The 18,887-nt window shown below is 57.3% G+C and carries 13 protein-coding genes; 4 read left to right on the forward strand and 9 right to left on the reverse strand.

The features are described from left to right. Positions 1-326 precede the first annotated feature (326 nt). Both HY57_RS13120 and HY57_RS13125 read right to left on the reverse strand, forming a co-directional pair. The gene (locus HY57_RS13120; protein ID WP_019467572.1) at positions 327-1,148 is read right to left on the reverse strand and encodes an alpha/beta fold hydrolase; all 822 of its coding nucleotides are present in this window, start codon (positions 1,146-1,148) and stop codon (positions 327-329) included. Positions 1,149-1,723: 575 nt separating this feature from the next. Further along, the gene (locus HY57_RS13125) at positions 1,724-2,353 is read right to left on the reverse strand and encodes an HD domain-containing protein (protein ID WP_235186566.1); all 630 of its coding nucleotides are present in this window, start codon (positions 2,351-2,353) and stop codon (positions 1,724-1,726) included. 886 nt (positions 2,354-3,239) lie between these two features. On the opposite strand from HY57_RS13125, the gene HY57_RS13130 reads away from it, so the two are divergent. After that, positions 3,240-3,569 (forward strand): hypothetical protein, encoded by a 330-nt coding sequence (locus HY57_RS13130; RefSeq protein ID WP_019467570.1) that lies wholly within the window; start codon positions 3,240-3,242, stop codon positions 3,567-3,569. 415 nt (positions 3,570-3,984) lie between these two features. Here HY57_RS13130 and HY57_RS21270 read toward each other — a convergent pair whose 3' ends face one another. Continuing rightward, entirely contained in the window at positions 3,985-4,551 is a 567-nt protein-coding gene (locus HY57_RS21270; RefSeq protein ID WP_081500774.1) for an acyloxyacyl hydrolase, read from the reverse strand. A gap of 905 nt (positions 4,552-5,456) precedes the next feature. After that, positions 5,457-6,209: an SDR family oxidoreductase gene (locus tag HY57_RS13135; RefSeq protein WP_026034325.1), complete on the reverse strand. Its 753-nt coding sequence runs from the start codon at positions 6,207-6,209 to the stop codon at positions 5,457-5,459. A gap of 675 nt (positions 6,210-6,884) precedes the next feature. Between HY57_RS13135 and HY57_RS13140 the strand changes: the two genes are divergently transcribed. Beyond that, positions 6,885-7,838: a sigma factor-like helix-turn-helix DNA-binding protein gene (locus HY57_RS13140; RefSeq protein WP_200873880.1), complete on the forward strand. Its 954-nt coding sequence runs from the start codon at positions 6,885-6,887 to the stop codon at positions 7,836-7,838. 146 nt (positions 7,839-7,984) lie between these two features. Here HY57_RS13140 and HY57_RS13145 read toward each other — a convergent pair whose 3' ends face one another. The 5 genes from HY57_RS13145 to HY57_RS13165 form a co-directional block, all read right to left on the reverse strand. Further along, complete coding sequence (locus HY57_RS13145; protein ID WP_019467566.1) at positions 7,985-8,980, reverse strand: HlyD family secretion protein; 996 nt, start codon at positions 8,978-8,980, stop codon at positions 7,985-7,987. Between the two features lie 29 nt (positions 8,981-9,009). After that, positions 9,010-10,611 (reverse strand): MFS transporter, encoded by a 1,602-nt coding sequence (locus HY57_RS13150; protein ID WP_019467565.1) that lies wholly within the window; start codon positions 10,609-10,611, stop codon positions 9,010-9,012. After that, a complete protein-coding gene (locus HY57_RS13155; protein WP_050997998.1) occupies positions 10,608-12,095 on the reverse strand; it encodes an efflux transporter outer membrane subunit in 1,488 nt (495 codons plus the stop codon). Before HY57_RS13155 ends, HY57_RS13150 begins: the two co-directional genes overlap by 4 nt. 777 nt (positions 12,096-12,872) lie before the next feature. After that, complete coding sequence (locus tag HY57_RS20910) at positions 12,873-13,400, reverse strand: hypothetical protein (protein WP_019467563.1); 528 nt, start codon at positions 13,398-13,400, stop codon at positions 12,873-12,875. Between the two features lie 285 nt (positions 13,401-13,685). After that, positions 13,686-15,179, reverse strand: coding sequence for a catalase (locus HY57_RS13165; protein ID WP_081500773.1), 1,494 nt, complete (start codon positions 15,177-15,179; stop codon positions 13,686-13,688). 504 nt (positions 15,180-15,683) lie between these two features. Here HY57_RS13165 and HY57_RS13170 point away from each other — a divergent pair. Next, positions 15,684-16,601 (forward strand): MBL fold metallo-hydrolase, encoded by a 918-nt coding sequence (locus tag HY57_RS13170; RefSeq protein ID WP_019467561.1) that lies wholly within the window; start codon positions 15,684-15,686, stop codon positions 16,599-16,601. A 192-nt stretch (positions 16,602-16,793) separates the two neighbouring features. Then, positions 16,794-18,710 (forward strand): AI-2E family transporter, encoded by a 1,917-nt coding sequence (locus HY57_RS13175; protein ID WP_019467560.1) that lies wholly within the window; start codon positions 16,794-16,796, stop codon positions 18,708-18,710. Positions 18,711-18,887: the final 177 nt, after the last annotated feature.

Consider the following 18,887-nt stretch of genomic DNA (forward strand, 5'->3'; position numbering starts at 1 on the left):
ATCGGTCGTTCGCTATGGTGGTAGGGCATCAGTCGCTTTATGTCGGCGCAGGACGGAATCATCCAGCGCCGACTGGCGCTGACCCGGACAGCCGGTCTCGCCTGGGAGGTTCGGTGCATTTGCATGGCGCTGTTGGAAGTGCGTAATCGGATCCGACTCTCGGAAGACCCCTGAAAAGAAAAGCGTATGGAAGCAAGGCGTGGGGCGCTATTTTCTTGCAGATGGGGTCGGCACCCGGTCACGGTGAGATGCATGATGGCTTTTCGATGGCGCCGGAAACATTGCATCGATGTCTCCGGAGCCGATGATATGCAGACCTCTTAAGGTCAGTCCTTCAAGAAGGCGAGAAGGTCAGCGTTGACCTGGTCTTGGTGTGTCGATGTCATGCCGTGGGGCGCGCCGGGATAGAAGATGGCTTTGGCACCTTTAATCATATTCCACGACCTCAAGGCGGAGTTCTTCATCGGCACGATCTGGTCGTCCTCGCCGTGAAGGATTAGCGTGGGAATATCAAACTTTGCAAGGTCTTCTGAGAAGTCGGTTTCAGAGAACGCTTTGATGCAGTCATAGGCGTTCTTCAGGCCCGCCTGCATGCTCCAGAGCCAAAACTGGCGAAGGACTCCAGGCGAGATCGCCGATCCCGGGCGATTCGCACCATAGAACGGCCGCGCGAGATCCTCGTAGAACTGCGATCGATCCCGATTGATTGCTCTTCGCATCTCGTTGAATACCTGCAGCGGAATTCCGTCCAGATTCGTGTCCGTTTGAAGCATGATCGGCGGTACGGCACCAATAAGCACTGCCTTGGCCACCCGGCGGGTGCCGTGTCGACCGATGTAGCGAGCGACTTCCCCGCCGCCCGTAGAATGACCGACCATAGCGACATTCGTCAGTTCGAGGGCCTCGATTAGGGCGGCGAGATCGTCGGCGTAGCTGTCCATATTGTTGCCGTGCGTGGTTTGGCTAGAGCGCCCGTGCCCTCGACGGTCATGCGCGATGACACGAAAGCCATTTTGCGCAAGAAAATGCATCTGGCCATCCCAGGCATCGGCGGTCAAGGGCCAGCCGTGGGAGAAGATGATGGCGGGACCGGAGCCCCAGTCCTTGTAATAGATCTCGGTGCCATCTCTCGTTGTGATCGTACCCATGACTCTAACTCCAATGGTTTTGTGGCGAAATGAAAGCGCCTGATCTCGAGCGTGTCACTATCGCTCGTCCGTTATGTCGTGGGCGATCTCATTTGTGCGGAAACTTGCCATGAGATAGCGCCTCTGTGAGGTGCTGCGTGCGATCTCACAATGACATCGCGGCGTCAGCAAATCCTGGCGATCGAATCTATGGTGAAGTTGATCTCGTTCTTATGGCACCAGGCTTCGAGCTCGTATCTGAGTACGGACCATTTATCCCTTGCCCAATCCGGCGCGGAAGTTCTCCACGACTCCTCTGTGGGCAGATATGCCGTGAGAATGACCGGGGGCAGTTCGACCTCAAGCGTACCGCTTGGACTGACACAGAAAAGCCCGCCGTTCCATTTTGGATAAAACTTGAAGGCGCTCATAGCTCGACTCGATAGGCTAGCGGCACAATTTTCGCCGCGTTGCACGATTTGCGATCATCATCGTCAGCGATCCATGATTCTTGCGCCATACTTCGCCGGAGATGATTGCGGCTTGCTGCGGTAATGCGCGGTCCGATGGCAGGCGGGCTGGATGGCCTTGAACATCTACTCTTCGAACGGTGAATTGAACAAGGAGTCAACAAGTGATGGCGGCCTATAGTTGGGGACAAATCGTTCGCCAAAGTCGCGCGCGAATGTGTCGTAGGTCGTTTCGGGCCGCGACTCGACTATGCCGCAAATGGCTCTCGCGAATCGTTCTTTCATTCTTAATCGAGGAAAGGCCTCAACGATTGAATTCATGGCGGGAGTGTCTACGGAGTCGTAGCACCATCCGCTGCCCCAATCGACGCTGATGCCCATTGTGCAGAGTGCTACTTCCGACTCTTTATGGAGTCCTATCGATGGTGTGGAGTTGAGTGCAACACTGTCCCAAATAAGCTGTGTACGTCGCTCATCGAGACCTTCTTTGTGCGCAAATGCCCGGGCAGCGTTTGCGCCCTCAACCTCGAAACGAAGCGGGCCATCGAACGCCTTCACGAGGCCAAGATCATGCAGGAGCGTCGACACGGCAAGAATTTCGGCGTCATAAGGAACACCTTGCAATTCGGCGATCCTGCTGGCGAAGAGCCAGGAGCGCATAACATGGTTGAAGAGGTAGGGTTCGTAGCAATCTCGAACGTACTCAATGGCTCGGGCTACTAAGGCCGTATCCGGGACATAGATGTTGGCGATCAAGCGCCGCGGAATCGTTGGGCCCGTGAAAGAGCTCTCACCTTGGGTTGGTCCCTGAGTTGCGATTGTCTTCATAAGTCTCTTCCGTGTGGTGGCGGAAAGATCATGCAATGCTTAAAGAAATTGCAAGGCGAGCGTGTTGCGTACTGCGGCTTAGGCGATCTTTTGTAATTGACCGCGCAGCACTCATGGCAATAGGTCACGCACAACTGCCCCTTGGCAAAGTCATTATCACTCTTCGTCATCGACCACTACCCCAATGTCGCGTCCAGCGATGGATGTAGCGCGGCATAAGCGCGATTGCATCGCCGACATGAATTCACGGCCGGTGGCCACGCCCATTCGTTTATTGATGACCTCTCTGTTGAAATTTTGAGCCGATGCATCGCCGAACTCTAGGCACTCGTATGGCCTTACGGTGTTGCCGTTCGAGAACCAATGTGAGAAATCTCGGGCTTCCGAGCTAGTTGGCCGGCGGTGCTATAGCAGCCGCACGAGGTCGTGCATGTATGGCGATGGGAAATGTTGCGCCATGAACAACACTGCTAACACATGCGCGTAGCTTCCGCCGGCCGACGAAAAAAAATACGCTTTCCATCACGCCGAAATCAGCGCGTGACGGTTCCAGTGCTGGTAATGCGTTGGCAGAGTTCTTCTCGTGTGCGATTCGTTCCGTGATTACCTCGCCGATCATTGAGCAAGCCACGGGTGCGTTTGAGTGGAATAGATAATGCGGGACGGTAACAAGCAAAGGTTCTCTAGTTCAGCGGCGATGTTGCTCTCCTGTCAGATTCGGCATTTGGCATGCCTGCCGCGCGGCGGGATTTTTCCGAAGGCTGGTGAAGCTTTGAAATCACGCAAAAGATAACGATGGTGGGAGCCTGTTGTTATGGCTGGAATACATTCGAATACACCGATTGCCAAATCATCGCTGCAATCGCAGCTCCTGGCGGCTTACGCAGCTGACCCGTTGGACAAGCTGATCTCGCCCGTGGGTGAACACAGCTACAGCACTCTGTTCAGCTTGATCCCAGTGTCCCTGGCCGTATTGCGCGTAGCCGCCGAGATTGAGCCAGAGCCGGCTGCGGTGATGGAGTGGTACCAGACGACACCAATCGAGGAGTTGGGTCACTTGACTGCAGAACAGTTGGTGGCATTGGGTCGCGCAGAAGTAGTGATCGGGTTCCTGCTAACTATTCGCGACGGAACGCGCACCTGATTGTGAGCTGGATGCACATATATTGCTTGTGGCGAGTGCCGCTTTGAGCACCGCATTGGGGTGGCGGCCAGCAGCGTTTCGAAGCAAAGTGGGCTGCGGGATGTGGCCCAGAGGCACACGGTCAGATCCACAGGGCTAAGAGTTTCCGTCATGGCCTGCGAAGCGTGCTGAGCGCGCGCCATTTGTGTACCGAGATTCCCTTCATTGCAGGCAACACGCGAAGGTGTCTGCGGGACTAGCCATCATTCGAGACTCGAACGAGGAGGCGGTTTTAACTCGCTTTATAGCGACGAATGCGCGATGGCGCATGAGCCAGTGGGGTGGCGCCTCGGGGTGCAATCCAGGTGTGAGAACGAATTCCCGCCATCAGTGATTTCCGTGCGGGACTAGGCCTCAGGCGGCGTCACGGTGAGGTTCAGTGCCGCCAGCTATCCAGGCGTATGCCAAATAACACCATTGTTTCACCACGATTTGGCTGGTGAAATGATCCGTTGGAAATGTGTCGAAGTTGGAGACTAAAACGATCACTCTGCCATCCAAACGAACTCACGAACTCATAAACGCTACTCAACGCCTGCGTCTTGCCAGTGTGAAGTGCGGGTTGGAAGCTGAAGAACAATGAGTGATACCAGTCGCTCCTTGTCCCATAGCTGAGATGAACGCCGGCGGCAACAAGCCCGATCGCGTCGGTAGTGGTGTAGTTGGACCGTTTGTATCGTTGAAGGTCTCGACCATCAATCCAGCCAGCGCTTATTTCTGGCGACCAATTGAAGCGACTTAATCCAATGGATTGCTCGGAAAACACGTCATCGACAAACACAGTCGTCGCACCTGCGTGGTCCATGTAGCTTCGGCCGACCTGCACTTCGATTCGTTGTGATGCAAAGCTTTCATTCGCCGCAATAAGTAAACAAAGGGCAAATCCTCCGCGCGCGCATGGTTTTACTAGACGCAGCAGGGAAGGGTGGTATTCACTTGGCATGATTGAGATCTTTTGGCGGCTACGGGATGTGCCTTACGAGGACCTAGTAGCTGCATGTTTCGCAGAAGGAAGGCTGGTCGTGGATCGCAGCGTAGTCGCAGTCGGCATCTGGCGATAGGCGTCAGTGGGTGACTACTGTGTTGCCTGATGCGCATCAAACATCAAAGACATGTGCAGACGGAGATATCATGTCTGTGTCAATCGATGATTCAGTCGTTTCCCGTGGGCGAACCGCAGGTTTGTGATCGAAACACCGAAGTGGCAATCGCTCATTTGCGCATGGACTACGTTGTCGGGTTACTCTTCGACGCGCTAAGGGTTAGTTGTATCCAAACATGCCAGTCCATGCGGCAGCCTCCGAGGCGGGGTTCTGGACATCGCCCGATTTCTCCCGTGATCCGTTTGGCGAGTTTCCGGTTGTGCTTGAGTCATCCGAAAAGTGATTCGCCGATATGTGTCGAGGTTGGCTTCAGCCATTCGCGGCAGAGCATGAGGCGGCGACAGGAGTGTTGTTCGTTGCACCGGCGGCCATACCCGCGGACACAGCGCAGTGTGCATCGAGTCTGGTGGCGACCAAATGAGGTTTCTCGGCAATGCAGCTCTTCAGAATCACTTGAATCAGCCGGACTGACATGGCGCGTTCGAGCACGACACCGGGGGAGGCGGTTCGCGTAAGGGAGTATCTTCTGCACGAGCTGGCGGCGACCGGTGAGATGCCGATCGCATCTCACCTGCCGTTCGCGCTCCCTGGTCGGGTGGTGGTCGATGGCAACGCCTTTTTTGGGTGCCGGCCACCTGGGGGTTAGAGCCGCTCCACGGGTGAGAGCCGGATCTCGTCGTGAGGCCATAAAGCCTGCAGAGGCCTCAAGCCTCGGTGCCTGACATGGCGCATCTCACTGGCTGGTTTACGCCGAGTGAGCGAACCAGGTCTTGAAGTCTTGCTTGCCCAAGCGAGCGACGCCGCCCGGCAGCAGGGAGTCCGGCTCTAGCAACGCCCCAAAATACGGCGCCGTCGGGTCCGGGATGACCTTGCGCGGATCTCCCTTGGCGGAGAGGTAGCGCTGTACCAGTTCGGCCATCGAAGCCTTCTCCGGGCCGGCAATTTCCACAATGCCGTTGACCGCAGGGCCAAGAGAGTAGTCGGCGACCGCGTCGGCTACGTCGTCCGAGGCAATGGGCTGCATAAGTCCGCTCGAAATGCGAATCTCTGGTCCCGGACCGCCGGACCCGGCGATACCACTCAAGAACTCGAAGAACTGGGTTGCGTGGACGATGGTGTACGGAATACCGGCAGCGCGTATCAGTCGTTCCTGAGCGACTTTGGCGCGGAAGTATCCACTCGACTCGAGAATCGGGCGACCGGTACCAACCACTGAGAGGGCCACATGATGCTTCACGCCAGCCCTCGTCTCCGCGGCGACAAGGTTTCGTCCCGATACCTCGAAAAAGTCAAGGACGGCTTTGTCCTCGAACGAAGGGGAGTTTGACAAGTCCACCACTACGTCGGCGTCAGACATCGCCTCGTTCAGTCCTTCGCCGCTAATGGTATTGACACCGGTTGACGGTGACGCGGGAACTACTTCGTGCCCGTGTTTACGCAGGCGCGCGACAACTTTTTTACCAATGAGTCCGGTGCCGCCAATAACAAGGATTTTCATGGAATGTCTCCGCTTTGAGTTGGGGCCGTTGGAATGACTTTTGTTCATGCCAGCGCGAGATCGCCGGAAGTCCGCAAATGCCGAATCGATGCCGCGGCCGATGAGCGCGGAAATCGCGCGACATCTGCACGCGATCATCTACTTCGTTGCGCCCCGGGCGTGGGGCGTAGCGGGTTATTTGGGGGCCGCGGACCGCAGGATCGGCGCGTGAGAGTAGTTGCGCCACCGATGCGGGTGTGTCCAATGTGCTACTGCAATCCAAGGAGTGGCTTGCAGACAATAGGCCAATAGCAATATCCGCGCCGAATGCTGGGCGATCACTTTGGGGCGAGATTGCGAAACGGTGTCGACATTCAGGATAAGAATTGAGTCGTCGCGAATTGGATTCCATGCCGTGTAGCCCCCTATTGGAGCCGATCAAATATCGGGATCGGCTTGCCGATACTCGATAGACGTTTCAGATCGGCAGCTTGTGACAGGGTTAGAGGGCCAGGCCTCGATTGGGCCTCGTACGAAGGGTTGGTCGGTATCCACACGGTCGGACAAAACGTCAGCCTTGCCGTGCCTGCGACACTCTGTTCCAATCTAAACATAAGCGCTAAATATCATGCACTTACAATGGCATAGTAATTGTCCGCGGGGCGTTTCGGACAGCGCGATCCGTCACAAACATGCATGCACAGCCGTCTTCCGAGCATGGACTTCACTACTAGCATTTTTGATCGACTTCGGCCGAGGCTTGAGGGCATCGCCTATTGCATACTCGGCTCCGTTTCCGAATCCAAGGATGTTGTCCAGACTGTCTGGTTACTTTGGAATGAAGCGAACCAAGCCAGCCTGGGCAACCCAGAGGCATGGCTGGTGGCGATCACCACCCAAATATCGATTGACCGCACGCGTGCGGCCACTGTGGGGCGAGAGCCATACGTTGCCGATCTGCTCCAAGAACCGGCGCCCGCTGAGTCGCCTGCCACGCCCGAGCAGGGCGATGCGTTTTGCCACGGGGTTTACGCGACATTTCTGAGTGTGCTTGAACGCCTGCCGCCCGAGGCCCGCGTCGCCATTCTTTTGCTCGAATTGTTCGACGCAAACTACGATGAGGTGGCCCATGTGATTGGCAAGAGCGAGGCCGCCTGCCGCGAACTCATGCATCGGGCCAGGACTTTGCTGCGTGAAGAGCGGCCGGTTTGCCGCGTGCCCAACGAGGCGCAACAGCAGCTGATGCTTCGTTTCGCGTACGCCGTCGCCCAAGGAAATCTGGTCCCGCTGGCGTTGATGCTTGATGACGAGGCGACGCTCGCGCGCGATGGTGGCGGCCTGGCAACGATCTTCTCCAAGCCAATCATCGGCGGGTGGCGTGTTGCCCGGTTCTTGTGCGCTGAGCCACGTCACTATGGGAATGCATTGCGGATCGAGCTGACGATGATCGACAGAAAGTACGTCGTACTGCGCTACATCAACGGCAACCTGAAGTCTGCGTACTGCTGCGAGACCAATGGCGAACGCGTTGTTCACATCCAAGAACAACGCAACCAAAAAAAGTTGGACAAACTGGTGGCGGCTGTTACACATGGCCGGGCCATGTTGGCAATCTGTGACCATAACGGCATGCGCTTGGCGCGAAAGTGAAGCCAACTCATCTCTTTTACGTCTTTTGACTATAGCCGAGCGATTCAATTCTGCGCTCTCCAAGATCTCTCGCGTTCAACAGATAAGATGACTAACCTAATCTAAAAAAAGGCACTGCGATTTAGGCCGAAAGGAAAAATGGAGTATCAGTTTTGATCAACCCTGACGACGGGGTGGACCGACATGCCAACGCGCAGTCGACGAATGTCGGCCTGGTTTGGGTCCAAACGAATACGCACGGGCAAGCGCTGCACAATTTTGGTGAAATTGCCGGTGGCGTTGTGGGCCGGCACGGCAGAGAAGCTGACACCGCTGGCCGGGCCAAGGCTTTCCACCGAGCCTTTGAGATGCGCGTCAGGCAGGGCATCAACGGTAATGTCCACCGGCTGACCCGCGCGCATGTGGGCAAGCTGCGTTTCACGGAAATTCGCTTCCACATAGACGGCACCAAGCGGTACCAAAGTCAGTAGCGGCTCACCCACATGCGTGTATGCACCGACGCGGGCCTTGCGCTGGGCCACGAAGCCGCCGACCGGTGCAACTATCGTTGCATATGACAACTTTAGGTCAGCATCCGCCTTGATCGCATTGGCCTTGTCCAGGTTGGCCCGAAGAATCGCTACTTGCTGCTCTGCCGCCCGTAGTCCCGCGCGATCACGTTCCAGTGTGGCTTGCTGGGCACCCCAGGTGGCATCCGCTTGTTGGCGGGCTTGAATAGTGCCCGAGCCATCGCGAGCCAAGTTTGTGAAACGATTCCGATTGGCCTCCGCTAGCGCCAGGTTGGCGCTGGAAGCAGCGACCGTTGCGCGGGCCTGTGCAATCAAACTTTGTTGTTGATCAAGTTGCCCCTGCAGGCCATCTGCGGTCGCTTTCGCATTATCGGTGGCGATGCGTAGATCGCGTTCGTCGATGTTCACGAGGGGCGCGCCGGCTTGGACTTCCTGATTATCTTCCACCGCCAAGCGAGTAATAACGCCGGCCACCTGTGGGGCGATGACGGTGAAATCGGCCTGGACGTAAGCGTCGTCGGTGCCTTGCTCTGACGCAGAAGATTCGGAGCGATTCACAATCAAGAAAGCGCCTGCGAGCGCAAGGGCCGCGATAATGCCGACCATGATGCGAAAGAGGGTGTTCGTAGTCATGGGATACCACTTTCTAAGAAGTAGAGATGTCAGGAGGCTGCTCTTGTAGACGAAGCTAAAGAAGGTGCAGGGGTGCGATGGGTGGTTGTCGTGGGTGCTGGGATGTACTCGAAGTTCAGTACGACGGGAATCAACAACAGGGCTAGTAGCCCAAAAACGCGATAGACATCGGCGCTGGCGAGCACGCCGGCTTGCTGCGCAACAGTGGTCCCGAGGGAAGCCCAGTGTGGTTCATCCGAGGGCAGCCGGGCGCCCCAGCCGCCTGCCTGGTCGAGGAGCATTTCTGCGTGAAAGCGGCTACGTACGGCCGAAAGTTGACCGATCATGGCGCCGCCCAGCGTGGCGCTGAGTGCACGGAAGAGATTGATGATGCCCGATACATAGGGCCCCTCCTGTGGTTGCACGACGCTTGTGATCAGGAAGAGAAGGGGAACAATCGTCATTGGCAACCCGAGCGCGTACAGCACTTCCGGACCAACAAACTGCGCCACCATCCATTCGCTGGTAATAAAGCTCCCTAGCCAGCAAGCGGTTGCAAGGCACGCAAGTCCCGCAGCAAAGATGTGACGGGCGTCAACCCATCGTAGATAGAGCAACCCCGCCACGCACGAGCCAAGCAAAAGCTGTGGCAGTCCGACGATCAACCCGATAGTCGAGCTTTGCTCGAGACGAAATCCCTGCAATTGCGCCAGCACGTTGGCGGGCAAAGTTACGGCGGTTCCACCGATGAGAAGCAGCAGGACGAACACACTTATACCCAGGCCAAGATTGCGGCGCTGGAGCATCTGCAGCTTGATGAATGGTGCCGGATGTCGCCATTCGCATGCCATGAACAGGGCAGTGAGAATGGTTCCAGCGAGCAACGCCGCGGTGATGATTGGCGAATGGAACCAGTCGAGGCGCACCCCTTGGTCCAGGCCCACGACGAGTAGCGCCAAGCCAGGAGCGCCGAGCGCCAAACCTGCCCAGTCGGCTTCTCTCAAGCGTGGTAACGCCGTGGGCATCTTCGGCAAGCCCCAGGCCACTAGCGCCATCGCCACCATGCCGATGGGAATTACATGCCAGTAGGCCCAACGCCAATCGGCTAACCGGTCCACAGCTAGCGTCGCCAGCCAAAGTGCGATATTTGGTGAGAACGTTGAGGTTAATGCATACAGCGCCAGGCCATGCAGTCGAAGAGACATAGGAAGGAAGCGCAGTGCACACATCATCAGCAACGGAATCAATGCGCCGGAAAACAGGCCTTGAAGCGCACGCAGAGCCAGCAGCAAATGTAGTTCGCGAACAAATGGGATGAGTGCTGCCAGTGCCAGTGCGCCAGACAACATGGATAGGTGGAATCGCCGCAGCGAAAAGGTGATGGCGAACCAGGACGCAAAGGGCATTGCCACAAGTTCGCCAAGAGCGTAGGCGGTACTAAGCCAGGAGCCGTCGTCGTGGGCAAACCCCAGGGCGCCTTGCAAATCCTCCAGGACCAAGCCTGGAACACGACTGTTCAGTCCTGCCACCATCGCGGCCAACAACACACCGAGCAAGCCCATGGCTAGGCGGAAACCAAACGCGGGTTCGGGGGGCGCAGCTGACGGGCGGCTGCCCGTTGCCTCGGCCTGAGCAGACGCGGCGGCCGTCATGAGCGACTCTCCCCAGTCACCGACGTCGTCAGAAGATCGGGCGACCAGCCCCCACCCAACGCTCGATAAAGTGACACGACAGACAATGCGGATGCGGTAGCGCAATCGACTAGTTCGGCCTGACTTGCCAGCAATGAACGTCTTGCCACCAAAACGGAGGTAAAGTCGACCGTGCCTTGCTGATATCCGCGCTCAGCGACATCGAGCGCGGTCTGGTTTTGCGTCAGTGCTTCTTGAAGTTGCTGGTGTCGTTTGAGCTCGGTGGTGTAGGCGCTGAGCGCATCGTCAACCTCGTGCCATGCGCTCAAAACGGTCTGCTGATAAGCAATGCCTGCCAGGCGATGCCTGGCCTCACTCAACTCCAAGTTGCGCTCGAGTCGTCCGCCCTGAAAAATCGGCAGATAGAGTGTCGGACCGAAGGAAAACTGGCGTGAGTTCCAACTCCCCAAGTCGCTCAGATCGAACGCTTGCACGCCGAGATTGCCCGTCAGGCTGATGCGGGGATAGAAATCTGCTTTGGCTGCACCAATGTCGGCGACTGTTGCGCGTAAGCGGGCTTCGGCTTGAAGGATATCTGGACGATTGTGCGCCAGTTCGGATGGTACGCCAATCGGCAGACGGTGGGGCATGGAAGGGAGGGGGGTGCCGCTCAGGCGCGCATCCAGCTCTCGTGGTGGCTTTCCTAGAAGTAGCGCTAGCGCGTTCATCAAGGCGTCGCGCTGTTGTTGAAGTCGCGACAGACGAGCCTCGATGCTAGCTACATCGGCGCGCGCCGACGCTACATCGAAGCGGGTCGCCACACCGTTCTGCAGACGGCTATCCGCCAATTGCACCAAGTGTTCGGCGATATGGCGATTCTCTTCGGTGATCGAGATCTGCGCTTGCGTACCACGCAGTAAAAGGTATGTGCGTGCCACGTTGCCCGCGACAGAGACTTTGACTGACGCCATGCCGAAACCACTGGCCTGTAGGCGTGCATCTGCTGATTCACTCAGGTGACGTAGGTGGCCCCACAAATCTAGCTCCCAACTTGCTTCCAAACCGATCGACCATAGATTGGTGGCGCTGGCTGGGGCGCCCACCATAGCCAGTGGCGAATGCTGGCTGATTCCCGCACGCTCATAGCTGGCATCCGCCGCAACCTGGGGCTGTCGTGACGCGTTGACCAGACCAAGCTGTGCGCGGCTCTCGTCAATGCGCGCGGTGGCGGCCTGGAGATCCAGATTGGACGCTGAGGCTTCGGCTTCCAGCGTAGTCAACGTCGTATCGCCAAATAGTTGCCACCATTCGGAGGGAGGGGAATCCTCGGTCAATGCGGGTGCCGCCGCCACTGTCGACCTGCGTGCCTGTTCGGCCACTGTCGTCGCTGCAAGCGTTGGTGGCCGAACGTCTACCGATCCTACGCAGCCGGCGAGGGCCAGGGCGATGGCTGGAGCCACATAGACAGCAAATCTCAGGTTTTGGCGTCGAACTGCGGGATTCATTAGGAGTCCTGAAACGGTGAAGAGCGGGCCAGATAGTCGTGCTACCCCAAGTGCTGCAGGGGTGCCGACCGGCACCAAGCGGTCGGTAGCCGCGTTCCATCTCAAGATCGCTTTGCCCCCATGAGGTGCTGGCGCTTCATCGAGTCATCTCCAGCGACACCGCTCGCTCTCTGGAAATTGGGTACGGTCCTGCCTGACGGCCCCGAGAGTGGCCACCTCACTAGTAGCTCACCGCCTGAATGCAGCCACGCAGACCGAGGAGATCAGCATTCCCTCCATAGGGGGCGTAGTAGTAGCTGGTTCCTTCCTGAGTATGGTTCGAGGCGAAGGAATCATGGAAACACTGGCCCATAAAATTCACGATCATCAGCCGCACAAATAGATCACTAGGCGCATCCTTCAGTCATCGACTTCGTTAGTGCATTTGATGCAGGTTGCGGGGCGATCATGGATGTGAGGAAGGAGGGCCCTGATCCGCATGCATGGTCATTTTCATTAGCTCATTGGTGGGCGAACCACCCTCGGCGTAGGCCCGAGTTACGAATAGCACTAGGCCGCAAATGCCCACGGCAATTGCAAATGCAATGATGCGTCCGAAATCAGAAGAATTAGATGACATGATGACCACCTTCTAACAAGCAGATATCAGCGTGCAGGGCACTAACTTTCGCCAGTGCGAGACGACTCCAGCCAGGGTGGGTGATTGCGACGTACTTCCAGGTCTGGTTTGATACAAAAGAACTTATTAGCGTCTCGATGGGCGCCATGGAAAGATTTTTAATGCTGTGCTCTTGAGAAGCCCCGGTCATGAGAAGAGGCGATGCCGCGTCGTGTCGAAAGTCGACGAATCGTCAGGATTGCGAGCGTGACGAAGGTCAACAGAACAATAATCTGTACAATGCCAAACGCCGGCTCCTTGAGCGTTGGCGCCAACGCGTGCAGGGCCGGAATCTTGGTGAAAGCCTGCGCCACAGCGACGAAGAACAGGAAGTACTCGCTGGCAATCAGGCAGGCCGAGTAGCCAATGGCCCAGCCACGAGATTGTGCGGCTTTGGGTCTGCCGATTAACGCCACGACCAAAACGATCGTGGCGACGACGCCAACAGCGATGGCTGGAGTGACTCCGTGGAAAGGAAAGAGAAACCCAGTAATTGATGTCGCCAGGGCCGTCGCGATAAAAGTGGAATGTCGCGACCATGAAATGCCACCAAAGGCCAGCTTATGAACAGTTTCCATACCATCCAGAAGCGCTGCGATGCTGAGAAGTGTGTGAATTACTGTCAGCGTTCCCAACCAAATACTCATAACCCCTCCAACGAGAAAGACCAGTAATCGATTGATGTTGCGAAGAAGTAATGGCATCCAGAACGACGTGTGCGCATTTCATAAGTGCGAAAGACGACTTGTTTTCGGTGTGACGTAGCCGAGTTCGGCACGTTGTCCTATCCCGGCCAACGCAATCAAAGTACGCACACAAGCTTCGTTTCAACGCCTCGATAGATTCCTTGCTAACACCACGGATCTAACCTACGGGCTAGTGGAGCCGTTGCCTGAGATATCCGCGCCGAAGATCATGGTAGTGTCCTTCAGCTATAGCTTTGATTCGACGGATGGCCCTCCGTCGCCCGCTACCGACACTGGCACGGACAAACCTAACGCCCTGGCTACGCCGGAACCGTAGGCCGGATCGGCCTTGCCGCAGTTGGCTACGTGGCGCTGTTTGACGAACTCCGGTGCGTCAGCCATTGCCCGCGCGGTATTGTCGAACAGCACCTGCTGCTGCTCCGGCGTCATCAGGCGAAACAGATCGCCCGGCTGCTTGAAGTAGTCGGCGTCGTCTTCGCGAAAGCTCCAGAAGTCGCCATCACCCTGCAGCTTCTGTGGTGGTTCCCGGTACAGCGGCTGCTCCTGCCACTGCCCGTAGCTGTTAGGTTCGTAATGCAGCACCCCACCGTAGTTGCCGTCGACTCGCATCGCGCCGTCGCGGTGGTTGCTGTGGACAGGACAGCGAGCGGCGTTGACCGGAATCTGATGGTGGTTTACGCCAAGACGATAGCGCTGCGCATCGGAGTACGCGAAAAGTCGAGCCTGCAGCATCTTATCCGGTGATACGCCGATGCCTGGAACAAGATTGCTTGGCGCGAAAGCGCTTTGCTCGACGTCAGCGAAGAAGTTCTCCGGGTTTCGGTTGAGCTCAATCACGCCAACTTCGATCAGTGGATAGTCCTTCTTGGGCCAGACCTTCGTCAGGTCGAATGGGTGGAACGACACCTTTTGGGCTTCAAGCTCGGGCATTACCTGGATGTGTAGCGTCCATTTCGGGAAGTCACCGCGTTCGATGGCATCGAAAAGGTCGCGTTGATGGCTTTCGCGGTCACGCCCAATCATCTCTTGCGCCTGCGCGTCCGTGAGGTTTCGAATTCCCTGTTGCGTGCGGATATGGAACTTGACCCAGAAACGCTGGTCGTCGCTGTTGACCAAACTGTAAGTGTGCGAGCCGAATCCGTGCATGTGACGGTAGCTGGCCGGAATGCCGCGATCGCTCATCACGATCGTCACCTGATGAAGGGCCTCGGGAAGGCTGGTCCAGAAATCCCAGTTGTTACGGGCGCTTCGCAAATTGGTTCGCGGATCGCGCTTTACTGCCTTGTTGAGGTCTGGAAACTTGCGTGGATCACGTAGGAAGAACACCGGTGTGTTGTTGCCAACCAGGTCCCAGTTACCCTCCTCGGTGTAGAACTTGAGTGCGAAGCCACGGATGTCACGCTCGGCGTCCGCCGCGCCGCGCTCACCGGCGACCGTGGTAAAACGCGCAAACATTTCGGTCTTTTTTCCAACATCGCTGAATATCTTCGCTCGGGTGTAGCGCGTGATGTCGTGGGTGACGGTGAAAGTGCCAAAGGCGCCAGAGCCTTTGGCGTGCATGCGGCGTTCGGGGATGACCTCGCGATTGAAATTCGCTAGTTTTTCAAGAAGCCAAACATCCTGCATCAACAGCGGTCCGCGTGGTCCGGCTGTCATGCTGTTCTGATTTTCAACGACTGGAGCGCCGAAGGCGGTGGTAAGTGGGGTCTTGTCAGTCATGGCGATTGGCTAAGAAAGGTGGACAGCAGCTCTCTAATGAGGGCCAACGAAGACGGCGCGATCTGAAAAGGGTAGGAGGGTTCGGCAGGATGAAGGCTATGTAGCGCAAGAGGAAAATGGTAGATCTACAAGTGGCACCACGGTGTTGCATCAATTGCACTAGTGCCAGATCTGAGCGCAGCCAGCCGCATCGCTACGATGGTTAATCAGTCAGCTCTAGGCTTCTTGGGGCCAGCTAGGGCAAGCAAGGAAACGTGCGAGACATAGATTTGTGGCGCGCAGTTGCAGCGGTGCTTTCTCTTCGATCTCCGCTCTGGTGCGTATTGGTCACCACTGTGAGTCCGTTTACTGACCTAGCGCACTGCGTTTTTCCCGTCTACGTTTGGGGGCATAGGGCCTTCTGCCGTGAACCGTGTCCGATAACGCCAGGTTCTCAATGGAGACTTTCTGCCAGTCGCCCGACTGGTTTGGCCCGAGCGATCGGGCGGTATTCCTGGAGATTCCATGATGTCCTCCGTAAAAAACACTTTGGGCGACGGCCACCAGCGGCTCGAAGAGCTGGTTCCGTCCCGCTACGCGCTGCGGATCGGCGAGATCGAGGTGATCGTCTTCAGCGATGGGGTGTTCTCGCTACCAGCCTCGACGTTGGCCACCAATGTTGCCCCGGCCGATCTGGCTGCTTGGCTGAATGACACGCTCCAGCCGCTGGACGTGTACAGGTGGCCGCTGAACGTACTCGTGGTGCGTAGTGGCGACCGGACGGTACTCATCGACTCTGGGACGGGAGCGGAATTTCCGGACTCCCCGGGGGTTGGACGGTTGGCGGCGCGGCTGGACGCCGCGGGCATCGATCCCGCATCCTTGACTGACGTGGTACTTACGCACCTGCATGTGGACCATGTCGGCGGGCTACTCGCCAGCGGACTGCGAGATCGACTGCGCCCTGACGTGCCGATTCACCTGGCGGCTGCCGAGATTGAGTTCTGGACGGCGCCTGATTTCTCCCGCAACACGTTTGGCGGGTTCCCGGATGTGCTCGAGTCAGCCGAAGAGCGATTCGTCGATATGTATCGCAGCCAGCTTCGGCCATTCGAGACGAAGTACGAGGTGGCACCTGGGGTCGTTGTCTGCTGCACCGGCGGACACACCCACGGGCACAGCGTGGTTCGCCTGGTGTCCGGCGACAGCCGACTGACGTTCCTCGGCGATGCCGTGTTTCCGAACCACTTTGATCACCCCGACTGGCATAACGCTTTCGACCATGACCCCGAAGAGGCGGTTCGCGTCCGGCTTGGTCTTTTGCGCGAGCTGGCGGCGACCAGTGAGCCAGTGATAGCCGCTCACTTGCCGTTTCCTTCTGTCGGCCGAGTGGCGGTCGCTGGCGACGCCTTTCGTTGGGTACCGGTGACCTGGGACTACTGACCTCTCGGCTAGGAGATGAGGTGATGGCAGCCTGCCGTAGGCGGGGCTGGATCCACTTTGCCGCGCGGCTGTCGTGAGGGGCATGCGATGTGTGTTATGACCACGCCTCCGCGAGAGCCGCGTCACGGTTAGCCAGGGTGCCAACACGGCGCTCTTCAAGCTCAAGTGTTAGCAAGGGGAGGACTCTTTCCCATGGCTCACGATTCCGAGACGTTGCCGAGTTTGGCGCCCCAGCGTGCGATTGCCATCGTCGCTCACGCCACCGTGTTGGCCTTGTTGTATTTCGGACGAGAGGTGCTGACTCCGATCGTCCTTGCGCTATTCCTGAGTCTGCTCATGGCGCCGTGGGTTCGCCTACTCAGGCGGTGGGGCCTAGGGCATGCTGGCTCCGTGTTTGTCGCCGTGCTGAGTCTTGCCGTCGTAATCACCGGACTGGTGGCCATGGTTAGCTCGCAGGTCATTCATATAGCTCGAGATCTACCACGGTACGAGGCGACGGTTCACTCCAAGATTCATATGTTGCGTGCCATCACCGTCGGGCGCATCGAGGTAATGCAAGGGGAATTTGGCGATGTGATCAACCCGATCGACGGCCGAAGTGCCACCTTGCCTAGGAGGTCAGATGTCAGATCATCGATCACAGTGGCAAATACAGCTACTGAGGCCCCTGCGTTAGCGAAGGCGCCGAGCAGGCCAATGGCCATCTTGACTCGCATACTCTTCACGGCCTGGACTCCATTGCAGACAGCGGGCATTGTGCTCGTCGTCCTGGTTTTCGTTTTGCTCGAGCACGAATCCCTGCGCGATCGCTTTATACGACTTGTCGGTGGTTCAGATCTTCGAGCAACCACGGCGGCGATTAACGACGCGGGAAGACGATTATCGCGATTCTTTGTCTCGACGTTCTCGGTCAATCTCGGAGTTGGCATCGGTATTTGGTTGGGATTGACACTCATCGGTGTTCCCAATGCACCGTTGTGGGCTGCCCTAACAGCAACGTTGCGATTCGTGCCGTATGTTGGCGTATGGATCGTGGCAGTAGTCACAGCGCTGTTCGCGGCGGCTGTGGATTCAGGGTGGTCGCTGCTACTTCAAGTCCTGGCGTTGTATCTCATTATCGAAACGGTGGTATCTCAGTTGGTTGAGCCCTTTCTCTACGGTCATACCACGGGCTTGTCTCCATTGGCGGTCGTTGTGGCTGCGATCTTCTGGAGTTGGCTGTGGGGGCCGATTGGGCTAGTGATGTCGACACCATTGACGCTGTGTCTCGTGGTTACAGGACGAAACGTAAAGGCGCTCGATTCGATTAGCGTCCTATTGGGCGACACGCCGGCATTAACAATGCAACAGAGGCTCTATCAGCGGGCACTTTCCGCCGACGCTGACGAAATTCTTGATGATGCGCGTGCATTCCTTAAACGCAGATCGTTTGTTGCCTATTGCGATCTGGTTCTCATGCCGGCGCTGGAGCTCGCTCGCTCGGATCTCGCACGAGGCGTCATTAGTCGAGAGCAGCAGTCTGGCGTTCGTGAGGTCATCGTGACGGTCGTTGAGATGCTCGGTAGTGACGGCCGTAGATGGACCCGGAGGCAGCATAGGACCTCTGTCCTAGACGAAATGAGCATAGGACGAAGACTGCGCCAGCAGCGCGAATGCATCAGCGGTCGCTGGCAAGGTCCGATGTCGGTGGTTCCCCATTCGTTGGTTCTTTGCGTGAGTTTGGGCTCGCTGGCCGATGATCTGGCCGCGGAGCTTCTCACTCGGATCTTGCGTGACATGCATCTCGATGCTCGGCATCTGTCCACAGATGACTTTGCTGCTTTCGATTCCGAGTCTCGTGTGGAATTGGCACCAGACGCCGTGTCAATGCTCTATATCATTTGCAGTGACCTATGCACAGAGCGACGCATTGATGGTTTGGCACTTGACTTACGTGGGCGGTTTCCCGAGGCATGCATTGTTGCCGCGCTGCTCACAGATTCATTGAGGCAAAGGGAGGTACAGGCAGTTGTGGGTTCCGACGTAAATGAGATCGTGAATTCGCTGGAGGCAGCCGCGCGGCAGGCGGTGGGAAGGTTGCCCAAGAGCAGGGCGGTCTCTTCGCAATAGACGGCGACGAACACCACAGTTGGTGGCCGACCTTGCTTTCGAGGACGACAACCAAGCAGGCGAGACGCACAGTGTCACCGTTCGCGCCGACATAAATGGGGCCTGGCTCTTAAACGATCTGAGAGATGACCGGCATCTGCGAGAGTGATGGCTTCGGCACGGCACGCTGGCGTTTCC

Origin of the sequence: Dyella japonica A8, assembly GCF_000725385.1 — a bacterium.
Taxonomy (GTDB): Bacteria; Pseudomonadota; Gammaproteobacteria; order Xanthomonadales; family Rhodanobacteraceae; genus Dyella; species Dyella japonica_C.

Excerpts from the sequence above, each read along its gene's own strand:
- HY57_RS13155 (WP_050997998.1), bottom strand. The coding sequence starts at position 12,095 with ATGAATCCCGCAGTTCGACGCCAAAACCTGAGATTTGCTGTCTATGTG.
- HY57_RS13175 (WP_019467560.1), top strand. The coding sequence starts at position 16,794 with ATGGCTCACGATTCCGAGACGTTGCCGAGTTTGGCGCCCCAGCGTGCG.
- HY57_RS13130 (WP_019467570.1), top strand. The coding sequence starts at position 3,240 with ATGGCTGGAATACATTCGAATACACCGATTGCCAAATCATCGCTGCAA.
- HY57_RS13170 (WP_019467561.1), top strand. The coding sequence starts at position 15,684 with ATGATGTCCTCCGTAAAAAACACTTTGGGCGACGGCCACCAGCGGCTC.
- HY57_RS21270 (WP_081500774.1), bottom strand. The coding sequence starts at position 4,551 with ATGCCAAGTGAATACCACCCTTCCCTGCTGCGTCTAGTAAAACCATGC.
- HY57_RS20910 (WP_019467563.1), bottom strand. The coding sequence starts at position 13,400 with ATGAGTATTTGGTTGGGAACGCTGACAGTAATTCACACACTTCTCAGC.
- HY57_RS13140 (WP_200873880.1), top strand. The coding sequence starts at position 6,885 with ATGCACAGCCGTCTTCCGAGCATGGACTTCACTACTAGCATTTTTGAT.
- HY57_RS13165 (WP_081500773.1), bottom strand. The coding sequence starts at position 15,179 with ATGACTGACAAGACCCCACTTACCACCGCCTTCGGCGCTCCAGTCGTT.
- HY57_RS13150 (WP_019467565.1), bottom strand. The coding sequence starts at position 10,611 with ATGACGGCCGCCGCGTCTGCTCAGGCCGAGGCAACGGGCAGCCGCCCG.
- HY57_RS13135 (WP_026034325.1), bottom strand. The coding sequence starts at position 6,209 with ATGAAAATCCTTGTTATTGGCGGCACCGGACTCATTGGTAAAAAAGTT.
- HY57_RS13120 (WP_019467572.1), bottom strand. The coding sequence starts at position 1,148 with ATGGGTACGATCACAACGAGAGATGGCACCGAGATCTATTACAAGGAC.
- HY57_RS13145 (WP_019467566.1), bottom strand. The coding sequence starts at position 8,980 with ATGACTACGAACACCCTCTTTCGCATCATGGTCGGCATTATCGCGGCC.